This window comes from Candidatus Binatia bacterium, from assembly GCA_036493895.1.
In the GTDB taxonomy this organism is placed as follows: domain Bacteria; phylum Desulfobacterota; class Binatia; order UBA1149; family CAITLU01; genus DATNBU01.
Map to the genome: position 1 here is coordinate 26,289 of DASXOZ010000006.1, position 21,548 is coordinate 47,836.

Sequence of the window (21,548 nt, forward strand, 5' to 3'; positions counted from 1 at the left end):
ACGGGGATGATACGATCCGCAAAGGGGTTTCGTGACGGGGAAAATCCCACCCGACCTTATCGCCGCATGGACCCCGGTCGCGTCATGGAGCTTCGCGGCGTTCGGGCTCGCGCTCCCCTCGTGTTCTTTTTCCCTCCGATGGCTCCGCAGCCCTCGGCGCGACGTTCAGCTCCGGATGATCCATCTCACGCCGGTGCTGCTCATCGGCGTGTCCCTTCTCGTGAGCCGCGCCGATTTTCGCCCGATCCCGCCACGCGAGCCGCGCGCGCGTGCTCTGCCTCGGCGCTGTTCGGTGCTGCCACCGGCGTAGTGATCGCTTTCGACGGATCGACGTCTGCGTTCACGCCGCGGTTCGATCGCACTCGCGCTGTCGCCGTACGACCGCGTCGCGCTCGCGCCGTCCGCTCGCGCTCTCGCACTGGACTTCTTCGGCCCGATCGGCAGCTGCGTGCTCGCGCAGTTCGTGATGCTCGAACGGTGGCTGCGCCGCGACGGAGCGACGCGACGGTCGCGCTGGCCGCGCTTGCATCGATCCGTGCCTGGTTCGTGATCGACAGCGGTTACGGCCTCGTCTACGGCGGCGCATGCAACGTCGAATGGGTCAACGTTCCATCGTTGCTCGTGCTCCTGCCGCCGTGGGCGCTGCTGCGGACTGCCGGCAGGGACCCGGATTGACGGACCCGCGTTATGGGGTCAAAGTCAAGCTCCGTAGCCCCGAACGAGCCCCGCATGAGTGAGCGCCCGATTCTTCTCAACAGCGCGTCGCGACATCGTTTCGTCGCGAGCGTGCGCCAGCTCGCGCGTTCACCGGTAGGGCCGCGCGTCAAGCTCTATTTCTGTTCGCTTCTTCTGCTGCTGCTGACGATCAACGGGCTCAACGTCGCAAGCAGCTTCATCGGCCGCGACTTCATGACCGCGGTAGCCGGCCGCAATTCCACCGAATTCCTCCAGCAGACGTTTCGCTACGTCGGAATCCTGCTCGTGCTGACGCTCGTCGCGACGATCATCCGCTGGGTCGAGGAGAGGCTTGGGCTGCTGTGGCGCGAGTTCCTGACGACGCGCCTGGTGGATCTCTACATCGGCGAGCACCTCTACCACCGGCTGGCGCAGTCCGAGCGCATCGCCAACCCGGACCAGAGGATCACCGACGACGCGAAGGCATTCACGACGACGACCGTCTCGTTCATGCTGCTGGTGCTCAACGCGACGCTGGCCGTGATCTCGTTTTCCGGCGTCCTGTGGAGCATCAGCCCGATGCTGTTCGTCGTCGCGGTCAGCTACGCGACCGTCGGGTCGGCGGTCGCGTTCTGGCTCGGCAGGCCGCTCATCTGGATCAACTACGACCAGTTCGATCGCGAGGCAGAACTGAGGTCCGACCTGGTGCAGGTGCGCGAGCACAGCGAGTTTGTCGCGCTGGCGCACTACGAAGACCATTTCCTCGACCGCCTGCACATGCGCATCCAGCGACTGGTTTTCAACTACCGCAAGCTGATCGCGGTCAACCGCAATTTGAATTTCTTCACGAACGGCTACAACTACCTGATCCAGGTGATTCCCGTGCTCGTGGTCGCGCCGATGTACATCCGCGGCGAGATCGAGTTCGGCGTCATCACCCAGTCGACGATCGCGTTCGCACAACTTCTCGGCGGCTTCTCGCTGATCGTGACGCAGTTCCAGTCCATCTCGTCGTTTACCGCCGTCGTCGCGCGCCTCGACCACTTCAGCGAGGCAAGGGACGAGCTCGAAAACGCGGCCCCGTGTCCCATCGAAGTCAGCGACGGCCAGGACGGTCTCGAGTTCGACGACCTGACGCTCACCTCGCCGGAGGACGGGCGGGTGCTGCTGAAGGACCTGACGCTGACGGTGGAACGCGGCACCCGGCTGCTGGTGACCGGGCCGAACGAGATGGTCAAGATCGCACTGTTCCGGGCCACCGGCATGCTCTGGGAAAGCGGCAGCGGCCGCATCGTGCGCCCCGCCCATCGCTGCATCTGTTTCGTGCCCGAACGCCCGTACCTGCCGCCGGGAACGCTGCGGCAGATCTTCATTCCACCGGAGTGCGCCAAGCCTTCGGACGAGAAACGCATCCACGAGACGCTGGCCTCGCTCGACCTCAGCGAAGCGCTCGAGCGCATCGGCGGCCTCGACGTCGAGCGGGACTGGGACGACATCCTCTCTCTCGGCGAGCTGCAGCGCCTGGCCATCGCCCGGGTGCTGCTCGTCGCTCCCGACTACGCGTTCCTCGATCGCCTCGAGACGACGCTGGAGCCGGAGCGGCTGACGCATGCGATATCGATGCTGGCCGCGGCCGGAATCACGTACGTCACGATCAGTCGCGGCGACGGCGAGCAGGCGAGCAATTACGACCAGGTGCTCGAGCTCTCCGGTGACGGGCCCTGGACTCTGAAGTCTGCGGCTGAAGAAGCCGCCAAGCCGGCGGCGACGGCCTGAAGCGTGCCCTGCTGCGCTCGGCAGCGACCGATCCTGCGCGCGACCGATCCTCCACGCCGTTTGGAATCCGGGCAGGCGAGACATAGTCACCCGACACGCCGTTGATCGTTTTCACACGCATCCTTGCCGCGCTCGTTCTGTTGCCGACTGTCCTGTTCGCCGCCGGCGCCCTGCACTTCTCGACGCTGTCGCGGTCCTTCGCGGAGCCGGCCGCGATGGCGCTGGCCGTGCTCGGCGTTGCCGGCATCGTCGGGGTGTTTGCCAGGCGCCTGAGGCCCGCGCTCTACCTGCTGCTTGCAGCGCTGGCCGTCACGTTCGTCTGGTTTCGCAGCATCGAGCCGTCCAACGACCGCCAGTGGCAGCAGGACGTGTCGTTGCAGCCGTGGGCCGAGGTCAACGATGACGTCGTGACCTTCCACAACGTCCGCAATTTCGACTACCGCAGCGAGACCGATTTCACTCCGGCCTGGTACGACAAGAGCTACAAGTTGAGCGATCTCGATGAGCTCGACGTGGTCGCGTCCTACTGGATGGGCAAGGACATCGCCCACTTGCTGGTGAGCTTCGGCTTCGGCGGCCGCGACTATCTCGCCGTCTCGATCGAGACGCGCAAGGAAGTCGGCGAATCGTACTCGACGCTGGCCGGCTTCTTCCGCCGCTACGAGCTGTTCTACGTGGTCGCCGACGAACGCGACCTCATCGGCGTGCGTACCAACTACCGCAAGGATCCGCCCGAGGACGTCTACGCCTACCGCACGAACGCGCCGCGCGAGAACATCCGGAGCCTGTTCCTCGATTACGTGCGCGCGATCAACGACCTGCGCGAGCATCCGGAGTTCTACAATACGCTGACGACCAACTGTACGACGACGATCTGGCGTCACACGCTGGTCAACAGCAACGCCAATCCGCTGAGCTGGAAAATCCTGGCCAGCGGCCACGTGCCCGAGTACCTGTATGAGCTCGGTCGCATCAACACCAGCATGCCGTTCGACGAGCTCGAGCGGCGCTCCCGCGTCAACGACGCGGCGCAGGCCGCCGGCAAGGCCGCCGATTTTTCGCAGCGGATCCGCGCCGGCCTTCCGTAGCAGGCCGCGGAAAAACCATTCCCGTCCGACCGGGGTTTTCCCGCAGCCTGCCGGCTGTTTTCGCTATTGCGGCGGCGGATCCGAGACCATGTACGTGGGGCTGCCGCCCGCGTACGTCTGCGTGTACCACGTCGCTCCGCACTGGTAGTAGGACAGCCCTCCTGCGACGACGGCGACCGGCGGGCACGGCAGCGTCGCAACGTAAACGACCTGCGGCTGCACGATCGCAGTCGAGACGACCGCCGCGGTGCCGGCAATCAGCGCGCCGGCGAGCATCGCGTCACCCCAGTCATCGTCGTCCCAGTGATCGTGGTGGTAGTCGTCGTCGTAGTGGTTGTCGCCGTGGTAGTCGTCGGAGATGTCGCTTATCGCATCGGACCTGTTCCCCTGGCGATCGGTCCTGTTCTCCTGGCGGGTGTCGGTTCGATCCGTGCGGTTGTCCTGGCGGTTCTCGCTGCGGTCGGTGCGGTTGTCCTGGCGGTCACCGCGACTTTCGGTGCGGTTGTCCTGGCGCCCCGTGCGGTTTTCCTGGCCGGCCTGGCGTGTGTCGGCACGGTTTTGCTGACCGCTCTGGCGTGTACCGGCGCGATTGTCCGCAGTGGAAGGCCGCGACCCCTGCGAGGCGCCGGCGCGCTTGTCTCCGCCTGCGCCCGCGCGTGATCCCTGGGAAGAATTCGCGCGGTTGGATGCCCCACCGCCCGGCTGCTTGCCGGCCGAGCCCGCGGCGGCGCGATCACTCGTGCCTGCGGTCGCTCCACCTCGATTCGCTCCTGAAGTCGCTCCACCTCGATTCGCTCCTGCGGTCGCGCCCCCACGATTCGCTCCTGCAGTCGCTCCGCCTCGATTCGCTGCTCCGGCCGTGGCTCCGCCGCGGTTCGCTGCTCCGGCCGTTGCTCCGCCGCGGTTCATCGCTCCAGCGGTCGCGCCGCCGCGGTTCGTTGCGCCGGCGGTCGCGCCGCCGCGATTGGCGCTGCCTGCGGAGCCGCGCTGCGCTGCCCCGGAAGAGGATCCGGGGCGGCTCGTCGCGCGCCCGGCTCCGGACGAGAAGCCCCCGCCCGATGCCGCTCCGCCGCGGTTGTAGCCGCCGCGAGAGGAGCCGCCGCCACCGCGCGAGTACCCGCCGCCGCCGCCGCCGCCGCGGCCGCCGCCGCCGCCACCGCGAGAAGCGCCGCCGCCGCCGCGGCCGCCGCCGCCGCGACCTCCGCCGCCGCGTGCCTGGCAATCGACGGCTGCGAGCATGGAAATGAACACTGCGGCCGTTGCGACCGCGACTGCGCGCATCAGTTTAGGCTTCATCGCGCTTTTGCCTCCTTCGACGGCTTGGCTGCAGCCGGGGCGACCTGGGGCGCGAACGCGATCCTGGTCGCGCCGGAAGACGGCTGGAATGCGAATGTCGAATCACGAAGAACCGGGGCGAGGTTCCAGTCGTCCAGCATCGCCCTGTACTGCGGCTCCCCATCGGCTTCGGGGTACGTCAGCACCACGCGAAGCAGGAGGGGATTCTTGCCGGCAGCGATCCATAGCTGGTAGTCGGCACCGTCGGTGCGCGCGGCGATGTGGTGAGCCGGCGTCCCGAGGATCGACGTCTCCTCGACGTACTCCACGTCGCGGGAGCGCCTGTCCAGCTGGTCCGGCAGCGTGCTGACCAGCAGCAGCGCGAGCGGAAACGGCATCCGCAATCCCTGGATGAAATAGGCGATCGAACCATCGAGCGTCGGCTTTGCGGCGGCCTGGGCGTAAACGTTGCGACTGAGATCCTGGGCCGTGATCGTGGTGCCATCGAACAGCGCCAAGCTCCTGTCCCCATCGCTCTGCTCGACGTCGACGCGCATCCGCTGCTTGCTCCGATCCACGACAAAGGTGCGGTGCTCCATGAATTCGAGCTTGCGGCCGTCGTCCTGCACGGAGTCATAGCCGCAGGTGACGTGGACACTGAAGTGCGGCTGCGAGGAGAGGAATTGCGCCATCTGCTGCAGGATTGCCGACGGATCCGGGTTTGCCTGCGCCTGCGCCTGCGCAGGCACCGTCGGGTGCTCGTGCGCCGTCGCGGCGCAGCCCGCCAGCGCCAGTGCCGCCAGTACAACGAGGTGCGGTGCCGCCGGCAGTTGCCACTTTGCCTTTTCCATCGTCCGGATTCCCTCCTGCCGTCGGCGACGGCTGTCAAAGCGTTCCCAAATCATGGGAGGTTTTTCGCTGCCACTGCAAGCGGATCGGGTTTACAATCCGCCGCCCCAGCGTCCCGCCGACGCGCAGGTTGGACAGGGCGCGTCATTGCGTACGCCGTCCACGGTCGAGCGTCCCCCGTCGTAATACGTCGTGTCCAGCGCAGCCCAGCTCGCGAACGGAAAGCTGTAGACAAAGTGGCTCTGCACGGCAACGACGGGGTTCGCCTTGCGCGTGTGGCCGCGGAAACATTCGTCGTTGTCGGCGAACGCCGTGACCGCCGTGTCCAGTTCCAGCGTAAGACTGCCGAACGTTTTCGACGCGCCGGGGCGGAGCCCGGCGCAGCAACTTGGATGTTTGTGGAGCTTTGCTGTCAAGCGTCTCGACACCCGGGCGTTGAGCCGCGCACCAGCGCTGCTATCGTCCGCGGCCTTCGATGTCGCCACACCTGTTTCCCGGGCCTGGCGCCGCAGCCACACTCCTGCTGATCGTCGCAGCCGTCGCACCTGTCCCTGCGGCGGCAAGCGCCGCCGCGGCCAATTCGCCCGAGAAGGCCGCTGCCGTCGTTCGAGTCGCGATGCCCGACGGCTTCGTCGGTTCTGCAAAGTGCCGGGGCTGCCACGAGGACGACTGGCAACGCTGGTCATCGTCGCACCACGCCAAGGCGATGCTCGAGCCATCGGACTCGAGCGTGATCGGCGATTTCCACGATGTGCGCTTCGATAGCGCGCGCGGGCCCTCGCTCTTTCATCGAGGCGCCGCCGACAGCGGCGACTGGCTCGTCGAGGCGCGCGGGCCACACGGCGAGCGCCACGACTATCCGGTGCGCTATGTGTTCGGCATCGATCCGCTTCAGCAGCTTCTTCTCGAGTTGCCGGGCGGGCGGCTGCAGGCCTATCCGGTCGCGTGGGATGCCAGGCCGAAAGAGCGTGGCGGCCAGCGCTGGTTCGACCTTGCTCCTGGCGACGCTTCGAAGCCGGGAGACGCCCTGGACTGGACCGGATACATGCGCAACTGGAACCTCCAGTGCGCGTCGTGCCATTCGACGGCGCTGCGCAAGAATCTCGACGTCGCGACGAAAACGTACGCGACGACGTTCGCCGAAATCAACGTGGCGTGCGAGGCATGCCATGGCCCCGGCGCGAAACACGTCGAGTGGGCGGCTTCGGCAAAGCCGCCGTTCGGCGGCGCCGCTTCCGAGGGGCTTGCCGTCGTGCTTCCACGATGGAGCCGCGATGCCTGGCAATTCGCCGCGCCCACGGTTGCCATCGCTTCCCGTACTTCGCCGCCGACCGAGGCGCAGACCACGACGTGCGCTCCGTGCCATTCGCGCCGCTCCCTTCTCAAGGAAGACGCTCCAGCAGATGCGAGCCTTTACGAAAGCGCGCGGCCGCAGTGGATCTCCGAACCGTCGTACTACGGCGACGGACAGCAGCACGACGAGGTTTACGTCTGGGGGTCCTTCCTGCTGTCGAAGATGTCCCAGCGCGGCGTCGTCTGCGCCGACTGCCACGATTCGCACTCGCTTGCGCTGCGTGCCGACGGAAACGCGCTGTGCACCAGATGCCATCGCAGCGAAGTGTTCGACGTCGAGAGCCATCATCATCACGACGCAGCGAGCACGGGCGCCCGCTGCGTCGAGTGCCACATGCCCGAGACGACATACATGGGAGTCGACGCCCGCCGGGATCACCTGATCCAGGTCCCGAGGCCCGACCTCGATGCCGAGGCCAGGGTTCCCGATGCGTGTACCCGCTGCCATGCCGGCAAGACCGCCGCGTGGGCTGTCGATGCGATGGATCGGTTCTACGGGCCGCAGTGGCGACGGCGACCGTCTGCACCGACGACGCTCGCTTCCGCAGCAAAGCGCGGCGCCGTCGGTGCAGCCCAGCTTCTCGCTCTCGCCGAAGACAAGTCGCAGCCCTCGCTGCTTCGCGCCTCGGCGGTGGCCGCTGCGGAAAATGGTGCCATGCCGGCGTCGGTGACGGCTCTCGGCCGCCTGCTTCGCGACGACGATGCAGGCGTGCGCCTGGCGTCGCTGGACCTCCTCGGGGGCGTCGCACCGGCCCAGGCGCCCACGCTCGCATCACCGCTCCTGGACGATCCCGTGCGCACGGTGAGAATCACGGCGGCAGCGCTTCTGGCCGATGCGCCGGACGCTGCCATGACCGCGGCCGCGCGAGCCTCGCGGGATCGTGAGCTGGCCGAGTATGTGGCCTCCCAGCAGCTCAACGCCGACCAGCCCTTCGCCGACGTCAACCTCGGCAACCTGCGTGCGCGCCAGCATCGGCAGGCCGACTCGCGCGCGGCGTTCGAGGCTGCGATCGCGATCGATCCCGCGGACGCGGCCGCTTACGTGAACCTTGCCGACGTCGATCGCGCGTTCGGCGACGAGGCCGGCTGCCGCGACGTTCTCGCGCGAGGCCTGAAAGCATTGCCCGATTCGGCCGCACTGCGGCATGCGCGAGGACTCGCGCTCGTGCGCGACGGCCGTGCAGCCGAGGCGTTGGCCGACCTCGAAGCCGCGGCGCGGCTGGACGCGGGCGCTGCGCGCTACGCTTACGTCTACGGAGTCGCGCTGCATTCGCTCGGTCGCTCCGCCGACGCCGTTTCCGTTCTCGAAAGGGCCGAATCCGCGCATCCTTACGACGTGGAGATCCTCCAGGCGCTCGTCGAGATGCTCGCAACATCCGGGCACGACGACGAGGCGCTCGGTTTCGCGACCAAGCTGGCACAGGCTCTTCCCGGCGACCCGGACGTCGCACGGATGATCGCTGCGCTGCAGGCCGCAGAGCGCTGAGCGACAAATCGCTTCGTCGCCGGCTTGCGATCCCGGCTGCACCAAATCTCCTTGACTGGCCCCGGGCCCGGCGTAGCGTCCACACGTCGGGGGAGGGCTCGAGCATGAAAACAGTCCTGCAACGTATCGGGGTCGGCGCGGCGCTCGCGGCGGCTGCCGCGCTGGCAAGCTGCGGAGGGTCGGCCAGCTGGGACGACAACGTCAGCTTCCAGGCGGTCGCCTTCGGCGATCACACCTTCGTTGCGGCCGGCGAAGATTTTTCGATCTGGAACTCGGCGGATGGCCACACCTTCTATAACCAGGGCCACGACGGCACCGGCTTCCTGCGCACCGTGAATTTCGGCGGAGGACTGTGGGTTGCAGCCGGAGACAACGGCTTCGTCATCACGTCGCACAACAGCGCCGACTGGTTCGCGCAGTACCTTCCGACCGACCGCGACATGTACGCGTCCGCCTTCGGCAACGGCATCTACGTGCTGGCCGGCGACGACGGCACGGTCTTCCGCTCGACCAATGCCGGAGCGTGGTTCCGCATCGACACGGCGCCGGGCGAGCACCTGGACTCGATGGTCTACGCGCAGGGACAGTTCGTCGTCGTCGGCTCCGACGGGACGGTTCTGACGTCCGTCGACGGCCAGGTCTGGATCCCGCGCAACTCCGGTACCATCGAAAACCTGCGCGCGCTCGCGTTCGGGTCCGGTCTCTTCGTCGCGGTGGGAACCAACGGTGTGATCCTGACGTCGCCCGACGCGATCGACTGGAGCGAGAAGGCGTCGCCGACTCTCCAGGACCTCGAGGCGATCACGTACGGCGCCGGCCGCTTCGTTGCCGTCGGTCGCAACGGCGCGCTCGTGACCTCCGACGACGGCGATTCGTTCTTCGAGGGCGATGCGGGGACCGGAGGCGACCTGGCGGGAATCGCCTTCGGCGATGGGCTGTTCGTTGCCGTCGGCAGCAACGGCAAGATCCAGAACTCGACCGACGGGCTGCACTGGTACTGAAGCCCGGCCGGGGAATCAGCCCGCACGATCGGGGCGCCGGCGCACGCGTGAGGTGCGCCGATGCCTGACCCCAAGCGCCTCCCCAGGCTCCTGCGCGACGATCAGCCCGCCGCGCTGGCCGTCGCCTGTCCGTCTCCGATCCGCAGGCGGAAACCGTCCATGACGAGCGGCGCGGCAAAATTCGTCTGAAGATAAGGCAGCACGCCGATCGGCCCGAGCATCTCGTCGGCGACGGCCCTGTCTCCAGGCGACAGCGCCGCGTAGCGATGCGCCGTGCGCTGCTGGCGCCACAGCGGATACGTCGAAGCGATGCGCTGCTCCGGCGTGCCGAACACGTCCTGTTCGAAGAGGCCGAGCACTCTCGGAGATTCCTCGCCGGCCGGCATGTTCGAAAGCGCGTCGGCGACGAAGGGACCGATCGCGAGGAACTGGGAAACGGCGGCGCCGCCGAGCGCGGCCAGCACCGGAAGCAGGGTTTCGCGCACGGCCGGCGGGTGCGCCCACGGGGACGGAGGACCGGCCGCGCTGACTTCGTGAAGCCACGCCATCACCAGCGGTGCGCGGCTTCGCACGATGCGCGCCGGCACCGGATCGCGCGCGAAGTGCGCGAACATCGGCCCGAACAGCGCATAGTCGGCGACCGTGACGACGTCGCCGAGCACGTAGCGGCTTTCGGCAAAATGCGCCTGCAAAAGGTCGAGGAAACCGTGGAACCAGCGCTCGGCGCCGCCGCGCGATCGTTCGGTGATGCCGTAGAACGTCAGCGCGCCGTGCATCTTGGCGGCCAGCTTGTTCGCGATCGAGCCGAAAACCGACTCCCAGTCGTCCTCGACCCACTGGCGCTGCTCGGCAAAGCTCCATCGCCAATGCAGCGCCTGCGGCACGAGTACCTCGTCGCAGAAATCCTGAAAGACTTCCGCGACGATGCGCACGGACGCGTCCTCCGGAAAAATCGGAAGGGACGGCCTCAGGTCTTCGATGCGCTCGAGCATGCGCGGGCTGTCCTGCAGCCATTCGCCGGTGTCGGTCTCGATCACCGGAATGTAGCGCACGCCGGTCTTGTCGATGAGGCGCCTTTGCACGTCGCGGGTGGGCCAGACCTCGCTGAACTCGATCTTCTTGTACTGCAGTGCGGGGCGGATTTTCGCCGAGAAGTACGACATCGGCGCCGCGTAGAAGCTCCAGGATCTTGCCGCCATGGCCGACCTATACTCGAAACGGGGGCTCGCCCCCAATCTTCGGGCTGCCGATCAGCCGACGAAGGCGGGCAGACGGCTTCGGTCCCGGCGATCGAGCCCGCAGGCAGCCAGGCGCTCGAGATACTCGGCAACCACGCCCCGGTGCATTGCCGAGACGACGCTGCGGCCCCGCGTGACCTGTTCCGCCGTCGTCCCGCCGCCGGCGAGAACGATCAGCGGCTCGAACAGCTCGGGAGCGCCGAGGATGCCGGCCAGCGTGTGCTCGGTCTCGTCCAGGTGCTCGTGCAGCAGCACGGCCTTGCCCGGATCGTGCGTGAGGAAATAGCGAAGCTGGCCGGTCGCGTACGCGACCTGCCGCGCCGTGTCCTGCATGCACAGGCGGAATATCTTCGCGTCGACGTCGCTGGCGCGCGACGCCGTGCGGAAGATCCCGAGGACGGCGCTGTTCAGCATCAGGTTCACGACGATGCTGGCGGAGGTGAAGCTCTCGGCGGTGATCATCTCCTTCAGCGCCTGCTCGATGGCGGCGCTGGCACGGCCGAGCCCGCCGATGGTCATTGCCCGCTTGCGCAGCACTTCGACGTGGCGCGCCTGGTCGATCATCTGCGCGCATTCGAGGCTCTTCAGCTCGAGGAACTCCTGGTTGGTCCAGAATACCCAGCGGCCGGGAAACTCGAGGATCGCCAGCGCGATCTCCTGCAGCGCGGTGCAGAGCTGGCGCATCGCCATCGTGCAGGGCGGCGACAGCGGATGGGCGCGCACCGCTTCCCAGTCGATGTCCACGGCCGGCGCCCAGCGCCGCGACTTGGACTCCTCGTACAGCTCGGCGCAGTTGTCCGACCACACCTCCGACTTGCGGTTCAGCGTGTAGCCGAGGTCCGGCAGCCCGGGCACCAGCACGCAGCCGCGCGCCGCCATCGAATAGTTGTTGCGCAGTTTCTCCGGGATCGCGTCCCAGCCGTAACCGCCGACGTTGCAGTCGCCGTAGGTGAGCCCGCGTTCGAAACTCGCGGGGACCACGTGCACCTTTTCGGCGTCGACGTGGAACCAGTCCATGATGAGGTTGCCCTCGACCAGGCGGTTGTTCGCGTCGATCGTGTCCTGGTCCTCGAAGAAATAGCGCTCGGCGTAGTACGACATCTTCCCGTCTCCTGCCGTCTCGTGCGATCTCAGTGGTTCAGCGCGATGCCGGCTTTGGCCATTTCGACCACCTGCCACAGCGTGCTGCGCTCGCGGCGTTCGGGCATGCCGCACTTGTCGAGACGCTCGAAGTACTCCTCGACCTGCTGGATCGAGAAACGGTTGACCACCTCGAGGCCGGCGCGGATGTTCTCTTTCTTCGAGCCCTTGCCGGCCAGGATCACGAACGACTCGAGCACTTCTGGCGCGAAGATGCCGCCGAACACGAAATTCTCGGCCTCGGCCAGGTGGCGATGGATGATCTCGCGCGACTCGGGCGCGTTCTCCAGGTGCCACTTCAGGTGCTGCATGCCGTAGCCGACGTGGCGAGCCTCGTCCTGCATCACGAGGCGGAACAGCTTCTTGTCGCCGTCGGTCGGCGACAGGAACTCGCTGAAGCGGAACATCGTCAGCACGAACCCTTCGGCCTGCAGGTGCAGCGTCGTCGATGCCTCGGCAAAGCTGTCGGCTTCGCGAAGGAACTTGAGGTTGCGCTCGTTCTGGGGGCTCGCCTTCATCAGGCCGTAGCCGGTCGTGAGCGCACGCTTGCGGAAAATCTCGGCGTGGCGCGCCTCGTCCATGCACTGCGTCGCGATGAAGCTCTTGACCTCGAAGTAATCCGAGCTGATCTGCGACAGCCATTTGGACGGCACGTCGGTGGCGATCATCTCGACTTCCGTCAGGAACGTCAGCAGCTGCGAGTACGCCTTGCCGATGTCCTCGGGGAGCTGGTGCTCGCAGAGCTGCTTCCACGGGATGTCGGTCGTGGCGTTCCACTGGCGGCTCATCGCCTCTTCGTAGTAGCCCTCGATGTTGTAGGCCCAGACGTCGGCCTTGCGCACCGTGCCGGCATTCATGTCGGGAAGGCCCGGTGTTTCCTCGGCGCCGCGCGGCGCCAGCGAGCTCGGTCCGCGCGTGATCGCGGGCAGGTTCGTGTAGCCGTAGCTGCCGACGTCGAGGTCGCGGAACGTCAGGCCGCGCCGCTTGTTGGCCGCCTGCACCTCGACGTGCTCGGTCGCCGCGTTCATCCACGACAGGTCGAGGTTGCCGGTGCGCATCGTGTAGCGGTAGCGGTCGACGAAATCCTTGTCGTCGAGAAAATCGGTGTTCGCAAGGTAGGTCATGGCGCGCCCCGTCAGGCAGCCGCGGCCAGGTCGACGTCGACGCGGGCGGCGAGGTTGAAGAACTCCTGGATGCTCTCGGCGAAGCGGAACAGCTTGTCGTGGCCGTCGGGATCGTCGTAGAGGCAGCGCATCGACTCGCCGAAATGCGTCAACGTGTTGATGCCGTGCGCCGCATCGGCGCCGCCGTTCGCCTTGATGTTCGCGAACATCTCGCGCCAGACCGCCGCGTCGGCCTCGAGCACGAAATCGGCAGTCTCCTTCGAAAGGTCGGCCGATTCGCGGGCCTCGACGCATTCGAAAACGTCGAAGCCGAGCAGGTAGCTCTTCGCACCGCCGGCCGCGTCGAGCACGCGCACGCCGAACGTGCAGTCGAAGTAGCCGAGACGGCGGAACGTCTCGGTGTTGTGGTTCACACCGTCGCGCAGGGCCGCGAAGAACTCGGCCGATGGAAACGCAAGACCCATGCTGCCTCCTGGCGCCGCGGGGAAGGCGCACCGTCGCCGGGTCCGCAATGCGATCCGGTCGTCGTGGATAGTAGGAATCGCCACTTTACGTTGCAATGGATTCGTGGCGACAGCTGCGTCCCAGTGTCAGGGCGGGCATAACGCGCCGCGCCAAGGCCTCTCAGCGGGACCGCTTCGTTCCTCCGCTTGCGGCCTCCAGCGACGACGTGATGCGCGAGTACTGAGCCGCGACGCTGTCGGGCGCGTGGGAGAGGACGACGTGGATCGCGACAGCCGTCGCCAGCGCTCCCGAAGCGAACGCGAGCGCGACGACCATGATGCGGACAGGCCGCGGCGCCACGGTCAGCTCCGCGCCGCGCAGCCGGTCGCCGGCCTTGAGCGCAGCGACGCCTCCGACGAGCAGAGGACCCAGCCGACCCGCGATCCACAGGATCTCGGCAAGGAAGCCTGCCCCCGAGAATCGGCCGTTGACGAGATCGAAATAAACGCCGATTCCGATGCAGACGGCGACAAAACTCGCCATCGCTTCGAGAAGCGCAATCGTCGTTCGTCTGGTCTCCATCGCCGGCGTCTTGATCCTCACCCCGATGCCCGACCTCAGCCGCATCCTTCCTGGCGAAGCGCGACGCCACGGAGTCGTTCGCACCGCACGTACACCATCGGGCGTCGTCTTGTTATACCCTTGCTGTTTTCGAGGACGAGCGAATGGAGCGGACAGCAGGAACAACATCCCATCCGGAGCGTCGCGCCGGCGGTCCGCTCAGGGATAGAGCCCTCGCAGCTTGCGTGCCGTCAGCACGCGCTCGCAGGCGACGGAGAATGCGGCGGTGCGCAGATCGACGTTCAGGCGGTCGCCGGTCTCCCAGATCTTGCGCAGCGCGTCGAGCAGGATGCGATCCAGACGCAGGTTCACCTCATCCTCGCTCCAGAAGAAGCTCGAGAAGTCCTGCACCCATTCGAAGTAGCTGACGATGACGCCGCCGGCGTTGCAGATGACGTCGGGCACCACGAGCACGCCGCGCTCGTGCAGCAGCTCCTCGGCGTCCGGATGCATCGGTCCGTTGGCACCTTCGAGCACGAGGCGCGCGTGGATGCGCGAGGCTCGCGCCACGTTCACCTGTCCCTCCAGCGCCGCGGGCACCAGGATGTCGCAGGGCCACGACCAGAAATCCTCGTCGGCGATCAGGTCCGCGCCACCGGTCTCGCCGACGTCGCGCACCGATCCGGTGCGGCGCACCGACTCGATCAGCCTGGCGACGTCGAGACCGCGCTCGTTCGCGATCGTGCACGACTGGTCCTGCACGGCGACGATCCTGGCGCCGGCACCCGCCATCATCTCGGCGGCGGCGGAACCGACGTTGCCGAAACCCTGTACCGCCACGCGCGCGCCGTCGAGGTCGAGCCCGATGCGGCGAGCGGCCTCGCGGCCCGTGACGAAGACGCCGCGGCCGGTGGCCTTGTTGCGCCCGAGCGAACCGCCGAGATCGATCGGCTTGCCGGTGACGACGCCGGTGATCGTCGAGTGCGAGTTCATCGAATAGGTGTCCATGATCCACGCCATCACCTGCGCGTTGGTGTTGACGTCGGGGGCCGGGATGTCCTGCTGGGGGCCGATGATGACACCGATCTCGCTCGTGTAGCGGCGCGTGAGCTTCTCGAGCTCCTTGATCGACAGCGTGCGCGGATCGACGCGAATTCCGCCCTTGGCACCGCCGTACGGCAGATTCACGGCCGCGTTCTTGATCGTCATCCACGCGGCCAGCGCCATGACTTCTTCGAGAGTGACTTCCGGATGAAAGCGCACCCCGCCCTTGCCCGGCCCGCGCGACAGGTTGTGCTGGACACGGTAGCCTTCGAAGTGGCGCACGATGCCGTCGTCCATCTCGATCGGGATGTCGACGATGAGGGCGCGCTTGGGGTGGCGCAGCGTCTCGGCCCATCGCGCGAGCTCGCCGAGATGCGGCACCACGCGATCGACCTGCGCGAGATAGGTGCCCCACGGGCTGTGCGGCGACGGCTGGATGAACGACAGCGGCGGCTGCATCGCGCCCGGGGCCGAGCTGCTGGCGATCTCGGCGGCCGGAACGACGGGGCTGGCGACAGGATTCTTCGGCAGCGGCTCCATCGGACCTGCAACGACTGGTGCCAGCGCCGCGTGGATTCGGCAAATCGCGTGGCTGATCGCCAGCCCCGGACTCCTCGATCAGGTCGCCGGCCGCGTCCTCGTGTGGAACCAGTCGCGCGCCTCGCGCATCAGGCGCAGCTGCTCGGCAGAGGCGTGGCGGTGGCACGGCATCGACTCGACGCTCTCGCCCGGAGCACCCCACCGCGTCTCGACGCAGTCGTTCGGATTGTAGGCCATCTCCAGCGCGTCGGTGCGCGACGCCAGCTCGGACAGCTTCATCCTCCACGGCGTCCCGTCGCTTCGCGTGTACGTGAACGAGCGCCGCTCGAGCTCGTCGGCGAGCATGTCCTCGAGCTCACGGTGGATCGATGCGGCGCTGCGTCCGCGGTCGAGGAGAAACTGCTGGGGACGGCGCATCACCGCGTCGGGAAAGCCTTGGACGACGTCGATCGCGATCAGCATGCGCAGGTCGCGCGACGGAGTGGCGTAGTCTTCCCACGGGCCGACGGTCTGGAAGATCGTCGCGCCCGACGGCATCGGCACCGTCGTCCCCTTTCGCATGTAGTCCTCGCCCGACTGCACCGACTCGACGCGCTGGTTGACCTGCTGCTCGAGCGAGTCCACCAGTTCGAGCAACACCTGCCGCGCCGGGCGGCGCATCGGCGACAGCGCGCCGTCGACGAGATCATAGAACGCGTCGGCGTCGCCGGCGTACTGGTCCAGCGAGAAGTCGCCGTAGGCGGGATGCGAAAGAATCTCGGAGTTGTCGAGAGTCCTCAGCGAGTTGCCTTCGGAGACCACGGGGCGGAACCGCTTGAAACCCGGTGCGCTGCCGTCGTCGGCCACGACGAACAGGAAATTGCCACGCCAGTAGCGCTTGACGGCAACCGTGTTGTCGGGCTGGGCATCGACGGCGAGCAGGATTCCGCTGGCCGTCCGCGTCTGTTCGAAGCGTTTGACGACGACGAGGACGTGTCCGTACGGGTCGATGTAGACGACGCCCGGCCTGAGCGTATCGGCGCCGATGCGGATCGGATAGACGTCGGTGTGATCGTCCATCGCGGCGGTGCGGCCGCTCGCCGACTGCGCGGCATCGGCGAGGTTGCGCGAGAAGAAGCGCTGCACCACCGACAGCGTCTCCTTGCCGGCAGGCGCCGCATCCAGGTTCGAGCGCGACTCTCCGCATACCGGCGGCGTCTTGCCCTGGGCCTGCGAGTAGCACTTCGAATAGATGAACGGCAGGCGCAGCTTCCACGAGAAGTACGCGCGCAGGAAGTACGGAAGATCGGCACAGTCGGGTTGCAGCGTGATGCCGCCTTCGGAATCTTCGCCGAGCCCGAGCGAATCCTGCAGGAAGTTGCGCGAAGGATCGCGCGTGACGGCGTGCAGCGACTTCCAGCTCGGCAGATCGTCCGGCGATGCATCGAACAGGCGCTCGACCCACGCCGAGTAGAGGTTTTCGGTGTCGCGGTCCCAGGCCCTCTCGACGGGCCACAGCGATTGGGACGAGCGGGGCCTGAGCGGCGGGCCTTCCGCGTCGACGTCCGCGGACGCGCACGCCTGGGCGTCTCCCGAGACGGCAAGGCGCGCGTGGTAGCTGCCCGGTCGCGCCAGCGGCACTTCGAGATACCACGAGTACGGCGGCCCGCCTTTTCGCTCCGAGCTTTGTGCGACGCGCTCGCCGTCGGGGCCCTCGATGATCAGCGTCGCGTCGCGGGGATATTCCGAGACGCCGACGAAGCGCACCGGCCCTCCTTCGATCGGATGCTCGGGAAACGCGTAGAGACTGACTCCGCGCGGATCTCCGCAGCGGGTCGACGTGTGCGACAGCGGCGTGCCGAAGCGGGTAGCGGCCGGCCAGGTGTCGTCCCCTGCCAGCGCGGGCCGCGGGGCAAACGCCGCCAGCACGGCTGCAGCAGCGGCAACGAGGCGCAGCGGCACAGCGGCGCGCGGTGCCGGAAGCGGCTGTGGGGAGCGCTCCGCCGGAGACATGGCTGGTCAGTATAGAAGGATCAGGCCGCCGGGTCGCCTCGCGCCCGTCCTGCTGCCCGCGGATATGCACCCTGCCGGGTCGGGGCGCTCCCGATCGGACTGCCGGCCGCCTGCGGGCCTGCGCGAGGATTGCCGGAAATTACTCGAGAAGGCCGAGCTGGCGCCTGGCCTCGTAGACCACGATCGATACCGCATTCGACAGGTTGAGACTTCGCACGTTCGGATTGGTCATCGGGATCGTGAAGACGTCGCTGCCGAGCATCGAGACGACGTCGCTGCCGAGGCCGCTGGTCTCCTTGCCGAACAGCAACCGGTCGTCGTCGCGAAACGCGCAGCGTGTGTACGGCTGGCTCGCGCGGGCCGAAAAGCCGACCAGGCGCCCTGGGCGAGGCGTGGCGAGGTAGCGCTGCCAGCTCTCGTGCACCGTAAGATCGACCCACGGCCAGTAGTCGAGGCCGGCTCGCTTCAGGTAACGGTCTTCGAGTGAAAACCCGAGGGGAGCGACGAGGTCGAGCGCAGTTCCGGTCGCCGCGCCAAGACGCGCGATCGAGCCGGTATTCTGCGGGATCTCGGGCTCGAGCAGGACGATTCGCATGGAGTTCTTCGGGCGGCGACGCGCGCGGGGTCAGCGGATCCGGAACGTCGCAGCGCGCGAGCGAATGCGTGGCGCGGCGCCGTCGAGCTCGATGAACCTGGCGATACGGTAATAGGCAGGCCTGAGGAAGCGGGCGCGCAGGCGGCCGCGCTCGCGACGATCCACCGTGCAGTAGAGCACGTCGTCGCTGCCGATCTCGAGCGTCGAGCAGTCGAGCGGCTCGCTGATGCCGTCGTTGGTGCGGATCACGAAGCCGGAGTCCGGATCCCCGTCGATGCCGGAAACCACCAGCGGCGTATCCTCGACGATGACGCTCTGGCGATCGACCCCGACGTCGAGCAGCCAGCCCGTGTAGCGCGCAAGGCTCTCGGCGTTTTCGCGGTCGTCCCTGCGGATGCTCTGCGAGAAAAGAAGCTGGATTCGCGTGTTGCGGATGCGCTCGTCGTCGGCGTACCAGGCGCCGTCCCTGTGGAACGAGATGGTGTAGCCGCCGACCGGCCAGAATCCTGCTTGCGGCATGGCTTCCTGCGCTGCGGCCGCCAGGATCGGGTGGGATCAGGTGGCGGCGTACCTGCGCCTGTAGCCGAGATACTCGTCGACGTCCACGCGGCTGCCGATCACGAGCGCCACCCGGTGATGGATGCCGGTCGGCACGATCTCGAGCACGTCGTCATCGATCGCAACGGCGTTGCCTCCCGCCCGCGTCTGCAGGAACGCCATCGGGTTGCACTCGTACATGAGGCGCAGCTTGCCGCGCGGCGCCTCGCCGGGACGCGGCGCGTTGGCCGGGTACAGGAACACGCCGCCCTTCAGCAGGTTGCGGTGGAAATCGGCGACGAAGGAGCCGACGTAGCGGGACGTGTAGGGACGGCCCGCGCCGCCGCCGGGATCGCGCAGGGACTGCACGTACTGCCTGGTCGGCTCGTCCCAGCTCGACCAGTTGCCTTCGTTGCAGCTGTAGATCTTGCCGCGCTCGGGCGTGCGGATCTCCGGATGCGAAAGCCGGAACTCGCCGGTGGAGGGCTCCAGTGTGAAACCATTCACACCGTTACCGGCCGCGAAGACGAGCATCGTGCTGGTGCCGTAGAGAAAATAACCTGCCGCGACCTGCTCGCGCCCCGGCTGCAGGAAGTCCTCGAGGGTGGCGGGCCCGCTTTTCGTGCGGCGCCGGTAGATCGCGAAGATCGTCCCGATGCTCACGTTGACGTCGATGTTGGAGGATCCGTCGAGCGGGTCGAAGAAGACGAGGTGTTCGGCTTCTTCTCCGGCAGACGACGGCGCGATGATGTCCTCGGCTTCCTCGGAAGCCATGCCGCAGACCACGCCCGATTTGCGCAGCCCCTCCACCAGCAGGTCGTTGGCGTAGACGTCGAGCTTCTGGACGGCCTCGCCGTGCACGTTTCGCGCATCGGTGCGCCCGAGGATGCCGACGAGCCCGGCACGATTGACCTCGTGCACGATGGCGACCGCGGCCGTCGCCAGCTCCAGCAGCACCGCCGCCACGCCATGCTCGGTTGGAGCATTGCCGCCGACGCCCAGAAGATGGCCTCGCAGCGATTCGCCGATCTGTTCCATGGTCCCGTCCTGGAGCCGCCCTCGCACCCCTGCCCTGCGCCCGCGGCGCCGCACTAAAGCGGACCGGCCAACCGTCCACAAGCGCTCGCGTGCAGCCCGCGCACAAATGGCGTGGGCTGCGCCGTGGACCCGGAGCCTGCCGGCAGGTTGCGGAAAACCGGCTAGCAGGCTGCGGAAAAACCCCTCCCGTCGGCCCGCACGCCGCTTACACGCGACACCGGCGTTGCGAAAACTTGCTGTAGTCCGCAGCTACAGCGGCGTTTTCGCGCCTTGGTGTCGCGCGCAATCGACGCACGGACCTCGGTCCGGAGTTTTTCCGCAACCTGCTAGTGCTTCGAGTTGTTCGAAGGCGGCCCGGCGATCTCGCGCCCGAAGCGGCCGCTGGCGATCAGGATGTCGCGGTTGTGCCCGATGACTTCGCCGAAGGTTTCGGTCGACGACCATGCGGTGATCCACAGTCCGCTGCGGTCGGTCGCGATCGACGGGGCGATATCCTCGCCGCGGTCGGTGTCGGCGTTCGTATTGAGAGGAACGGCGGGGGTCCAGGTCGCGCCGGCATCGCGCGACATCTCGACGAGCAGATCCGCGTCGGCTCCGCGCCCTCCGCGCTTGTCCCACGACACCCACGTCGTGACCCAGTTGCCCGATCCGTCCACCGCGATCTCCGGCGTCTCGTCGTCGCCGGTGTCCACGGCGGCCTGGCTGTTGAGCGGGGCACGTTTCGTCCACGTGCGGCCGCCGTCGCTCGAGCGCACGTAAAGAATGTCGCGGTCGCGGCCGATCGTCTCGCCGAGGCTGTCGGAAGACGCCCACGCGCAGATCCAGTTGCCGCGGCGATCGGTTCCGAGTCGAGGCCCGAAATCGGGCCGGTCGTCCTCGTCCGTGCCGGAGAGCACCTGCGGAGTGTTCCATGTCGCGGCGTCGTCGCTCGAGCGCGCAACCAGCACTCCGCGCTGGATCCTGCCGGTATCGCGCGAAGGACCACCCGACGACCAGCCGACCAGCCATGTGCCGTTGCTGTCGGTCACGATGCGCGGGTGCGTATCGAAAGCCGTGTCGTTCCTGGCCGCAGCGTCGACGACGGCGGGCGCGGTCCACGATTTCAAAGGATCGTTGGAGACCGCGAACAGGATGTCGCGATCGCCGCCCTTCGTGTTGCCGAGAGTGTCGCTCGACTGCCAGACGACAACCCAGCGTCCTTTGCCGTCGGTCGCGATGTCGGCGGCCTCGTCATCGCCCCAGTCGGTCGCGGCGTTGCTGTTGAGATTGCGAGGGGGGCTCCACGTGAGCGCGTTGTCGGTGGACACCGAATAATGGATGTCCCGGTCGCGCCGCGAAGTGCCGGCCAGGTCCTCGGTGGACGACCAGACGACGACCCAGGTTCCCTTGCCGTCGGTTGCCAGCGCCGGTTGCCGATCCTCGGCGGAATCGGTCACGAAGGTCTCGCTCACCGGACGCGGCGCACTCCAGTGGGCGCCGTCGTCCGAGCTGCGCGAATAGACGATGTCGGTGTCGTGGCCGAGGCCCATGTCGACGGCCCCGTCGACCTGCCAGACGATGACCCAGACGGCGCCGACGCCGGAGGCGATGCGGGGAAGCTCATCGTTGTGGGTATCGTCCTTGGCCGCGAGGTCGAGGACCCGCGGCGGCTCGAAGCTCGGAACCTGGGCGAGGCAGACTGCAGCGGGGACGAGCACGCACAGAAGGGCCAGGAGCCCAAAGCGGAAGCGCTTTTGCTCATATGGGGGCGAAAATCTACGCAGGGGAACGAAAGCCAGTAGGGCGGACGGCA

General features: G+C 67.3%; 19 protein-coding genes. 5 read left to right on the forward strand and 14 right to left on the reverse strand.

Annotated elements, in window-relative coordinates; all coding sequences use genetic code 11:
* The first annotated feature begins 477 nt into the window (after window positions 1-477).
* The 3 genes from VGK20_00295 (at window position 478) to VGK20_00305 (ending at window position 3,539) form a co-directional block, all read left to right on the forward strand.
* Window positions 478-675: a hypothetical protein gene (locus VGK20_00295; GenBank protein HEY2772464.1), complete on the forward strand. Its 198-nt coding sequence runs from the start codon at window positions 478-480 to the stop codon at window positions 673-675.
* Between the two features lie 54 nt (window positions 676-729).
* The gene (locus tag VGK20_00300) at window positions 730-2,451 is read left to right on the forward strand and encodes an SbmA/BacA-like family transporter (protein ID HEY2772465.1); all 1,722 of its coding nucleotides are present in this window, start codon (window positions 730-732) and stop codon (window positions 2,449-2,451) included.
* A 101-nt stretch (window positions 2,452-2,552) separates the two neighbouring features.
* Window positions 2,553-3,539: a DUF4105 domain-containing protein gene (locus VGK20_00305; GenBank protein HEY2772466.1), complete on the forward strand. Its 987-nt coding sequence runs from the start codon at window positions 2,553-2,555 to the stop codon at window positions 3,537-3,539.
* A 63-nt stretch (window positions 3,540-3,602) separates the two neighbouring features.
* Here the strand turns inward: VGK20_00305 and VGK20_00310 are convergent, their stop codons facing one another.
* The 3 genes from VGK20_00310 to VGK20_00320 form a co-directional block, all read right to left on the reverse strand.
* On the reverse strand, window positions 3,603-4,835 hold the full coding sequence (locus VGK20_00310; GenBank protein ID HEY2772467.1) for a hypothetical protein: 1,233 nt from the start codon (window positions 4,833-4,835) through the stop codon (window positions 3,603-3,605).
* Window positions 4,832-5,665: a DUF2092 domain-containing protein gene (locus VGK20_00315; GenBank protein ID HEY2772468.1), complete on the reverse strand. Its 834-nt coding sequence runs from the start codon at window positions 5,663-5,665 to the stop codon at window positions 4,832-4,834. Before VGK20_00315 ends, VGK20_00310 begins: the two co-directional genes overlap by 4 nt.
* A gap of 90 nt (window positions 5,666-5,755) precedes the next feature.
* Window positions 5,756-6,079 carry a hypothetical protein gene (locus VGK20_00320; protein ID HEY2772469.1) on the reverse strand — a complete coding sequence of 108 codons (324 nt, stop codon included), beginning with the start codon at window positions 6,077-6,079 and terminating at the stop codon, window positions 5,756-5,758.
* Window positions 6,080-6,138: 59 nt separating this feature from the next.
* On the opposite strand from VGK20_00320, the gene VGK20_00325 reads away from it, so the two are divergent.
* A complete protein-coding gene (locus VGK20_00325; GenBank protein HEY2772470.1) occupies window positions 6,139-8,502 on the forward strand; it encodes a tetratricopeptide repeat protein in 2,364 nt (787 codons plus the stop codon).
* A gap of 104 nt (window positions 8,503-8,606) precedes the next feature.
* Complete coding sequence (locus tag VGK20_00330) at window positions 8,607-9,503, forward strand: hypothetical protein (GenBank protein HEY2772471.1); 897 nt, start codon at window positions 8,607-8,609, stop codon at window positions 9,501-9,503.
* Window positions 9,504-9,604: 101 nt separating this feature from the next.
* Here the strand turns inward: VGK20_00330 and VGK20_00335 are convergent, their stop codons facing one another.
* The 11 genes from VGK20_00335 to VGK20_00385 form a co-directional block, all read right to left on the reverse strand.
* On the reverse strand, window positions 9,605-10,702 hold the full coding sequence (locus tag VGK20_00335) for a glutathione S-transferase family protein (protein ID HEY2772472.1): 1,098 nt from the start codon (window positions 10,700-10,702) through the stop codon (window positions 9,605-9,607).
* Between the two features lie 51 nt (window positions 10,703-10,753).
* Complete coding sequence (locus VGK20_00340) at window positions 10,754-11,842, reverse strand: hypothetical protein (protein ID HEY2772473.1); 1,089 nt, start codon at window positions 11,840-11,842, stop codon at window positions 10,754-10,756.
* A 29-nt stretch (window positions 11,843-11,871) separates the two neighbouring features.
* Window positions 11,872-13,005 (reverse strand): ferritin-like domain-containing protein, encoded by a 1,134-nt coding sequence (locus tag VGK20_00345; GenBank protein ID HEY2772474.1) that lies wholly within the window; start codon window positions 13,003-13,005, stop codon window positions 11,872-11,874.
* An 11-nt stretch (window positions 13,006-13,016) separates the two neighbouring features.
* Window positions 13,017-13,469 (reverse strand): hypothetical protein, encoded by a 453-nt coding sequence (locus VGK20_00350; GenBank protein ID HEY2772475.1) that lies wholly within the window; start codon window positions 13,467-13,469, stop codon window positions 13,017-13,019.
* 160 nt (window positions 13,470-13,629) lie between these two features.
* Window positions 13,630-14,031 (reverse strand): hypothetical protein, encoded by a 402-nt coding sequence (locus VGK20_00355; GenBank protein HEY2772476.1) that lies wholly within the window; start codon window positions 14,029-14,031, stop codon window positions 13,630-13,632.
* A gap of 198 nt (window positions 14,032-14,229) precedes the next feature.
* The gene (locus tag VGK20_00360) at window positions 14,230-15,513 is read right to left on the reverse strand and encodes a Glu/Leu/Phe/Val dehydrogenase (protein HEY2772477.1); all 1,284 of its coding nucleotides are present in this window, start codon (window positions 15,511-15,513) and stop codon (window positions 14,230-14,232) included.
* A 159-nt stretch (window positions 15,514-15,672) separates the two neighbouring features.
* Complete coding sequence (locus VGK20_00365; protein HEY2772478.1) at window positions 15,673-17,535, reverse strand: hypothetical protein; 1,863 nt, start codon at window positions 17,533-17,535, stop codon at window positions 15,673-15,675.
* A 190-nt stretch (window positions 17,536-17,725) separates the two neighbouring features.
* Window positions 17,726-18,181: a tRNA (cytidine(34)-2'-O)-methyltransferase gene (locus VGK20_00370; GenBank protein ID HEY2772479.1), complete on the reverse strand. Its 456-nt coding sequence runs from the start codon at window positions 18,179-18,181 to the stop codon at window positions 17,726-17,728.
* 30 nt (window positions 18,182-18,211) lie between these two features.
* On the reverse strand, window positions 18,212-18,700 hold the full coding sequence (locus VGK20_00375; protein HEY2772480.1) for a hypothetical protein: 489 nt from the start codon (window positions 18,698-18,700) through the stop codon (window positions 18,212-18,214).
* 36 nt (window positions 18,701-18,736) lie between these two features.
* Complete coding sequence (fbp, locus tag VGK20_00380; GenBank protein HEY2772481.1) at window positions 18,737-19,756, reverse strand: class 1 fructose-bisphosphatase; 1,020 nt, start codon at window positions 19,754-19,756, stop codon at window positions 18,737-18,739.
* Between the two features lie 326 nt (window positions 19,757-20,082).
* Complete coding sequence (locus VGK20_00385; protein ID HEY2772482.1) at window positions 20,083-21,453, reverse strand: sialidase family protein; 1,371 nt, start codon at window positions 21,451-21,453, stop codon at window positions 20,083-20,085.
* Window positions 21,454-21,548 lie beyond the last annotated feature (95 nt).

Excerpts from the sequence above, each read along its gene's own strand:
- VGK20_00330 (HEY2772471.1), top strand. The coding sequence starts at position 8,607 with ATGAAAACAGTCCTGCAACGTATCGGGGTCGGCGCGGCGCTCGCGGCG.
- VGK20_00350 (HEY2772475.1), bottom strand. The coding sequence starts at position 13,469 with ATGGGTCTTGCGTTTCCATCGGCCGAGTTCTTCGCGGCCCTGCGCGAC.
- VGK20_00300 (HEY2772465.1), top strand. The coding sequence starts at position 730 with ATGAGTGAGCGCCCGATTCTTCTCAACAGCGCGTCGCGACATCGTTTC.
- VGK20_00335 (HEY2772472.1), bottom strand. The coding sequence starts at position 10,702 with ATGGCGGCAAGATCCTGGAGCTTCTACGCGGCGCCGATGTCGTACTTC.
- VGK20_00370 (HEY2772479.1), bottom strand. The coding sequence starts at position 18,181 with ATGCGAATCGTCCTGCTCGAGCCCGAGATCCCGCAGAATACCGGCTCG.
- VGK20_00355 (HEY2772476.1), bottom strand. The coding sequence starts at position 14,031 with ATGGAGACCAGACGAACGACGATTGCGCTTCTCGAAGCGATGGCGAGT.
- VGK20_00340 (HEY2772473.1), bottom strand. The coding sequence starts at position 11,842 with ATGTCGTACTACGCCGAGCGCTATTTCTTCGAGGACCAGGACACGATC.
- fbp (HEY2772481.1), bottom strand. The coding sequence starts at position 19,756 with ATGGAACAGATCGGCGAATCGCTGCGAGGCCATCTTCTGGGCGTCGGC.
- VGK20_00310 (HEY2772467.1), bottom strand. The coding sequence starts at position 4,835 with ATGAAGCCTAAACTGATGCGCGCAGTCGCGGTCGCAACGGCCGCAGTG.
- VGK20_00325 (HEY2772470.1), top strand. The coding sequence starts at position 6,139 with ATGTCGCCACACCTGTTTCCCGGGCCTGGCGCCGCAGCCACACTCCTG.
- VGK20_00345 (HEY2772474.1), bottom strand. The coding sequence starts at position 13,005 with ATGACCTACCTTGCGAACACCGATTTTCTCGACGACAAGGATTTCGTC.
- VGK20_00360 (HEY2772477.1), bottom strand. The coding sequence starts at position 15,513 with ATGCAGCCGCCGCTGTCGTTCATCCAGCCGTCGCCGCACAGCCCGTGG.
- VGK20_00315 (HEY2772468.1), bottom strand. The coding sequence starts at position 5,665 with ATGGAAAAGGCAAAGTGGCAACTGCCGGCGGCACCGCACCTCGTTGTA.
- VGK20_00375 (HEY2772480.1), bottom strand. The coding sequence starts at position 18,700 with ATGCCGCAAGCAGGATTCTGGCCGGTCGGCGGCTACACCATCTCGTTC.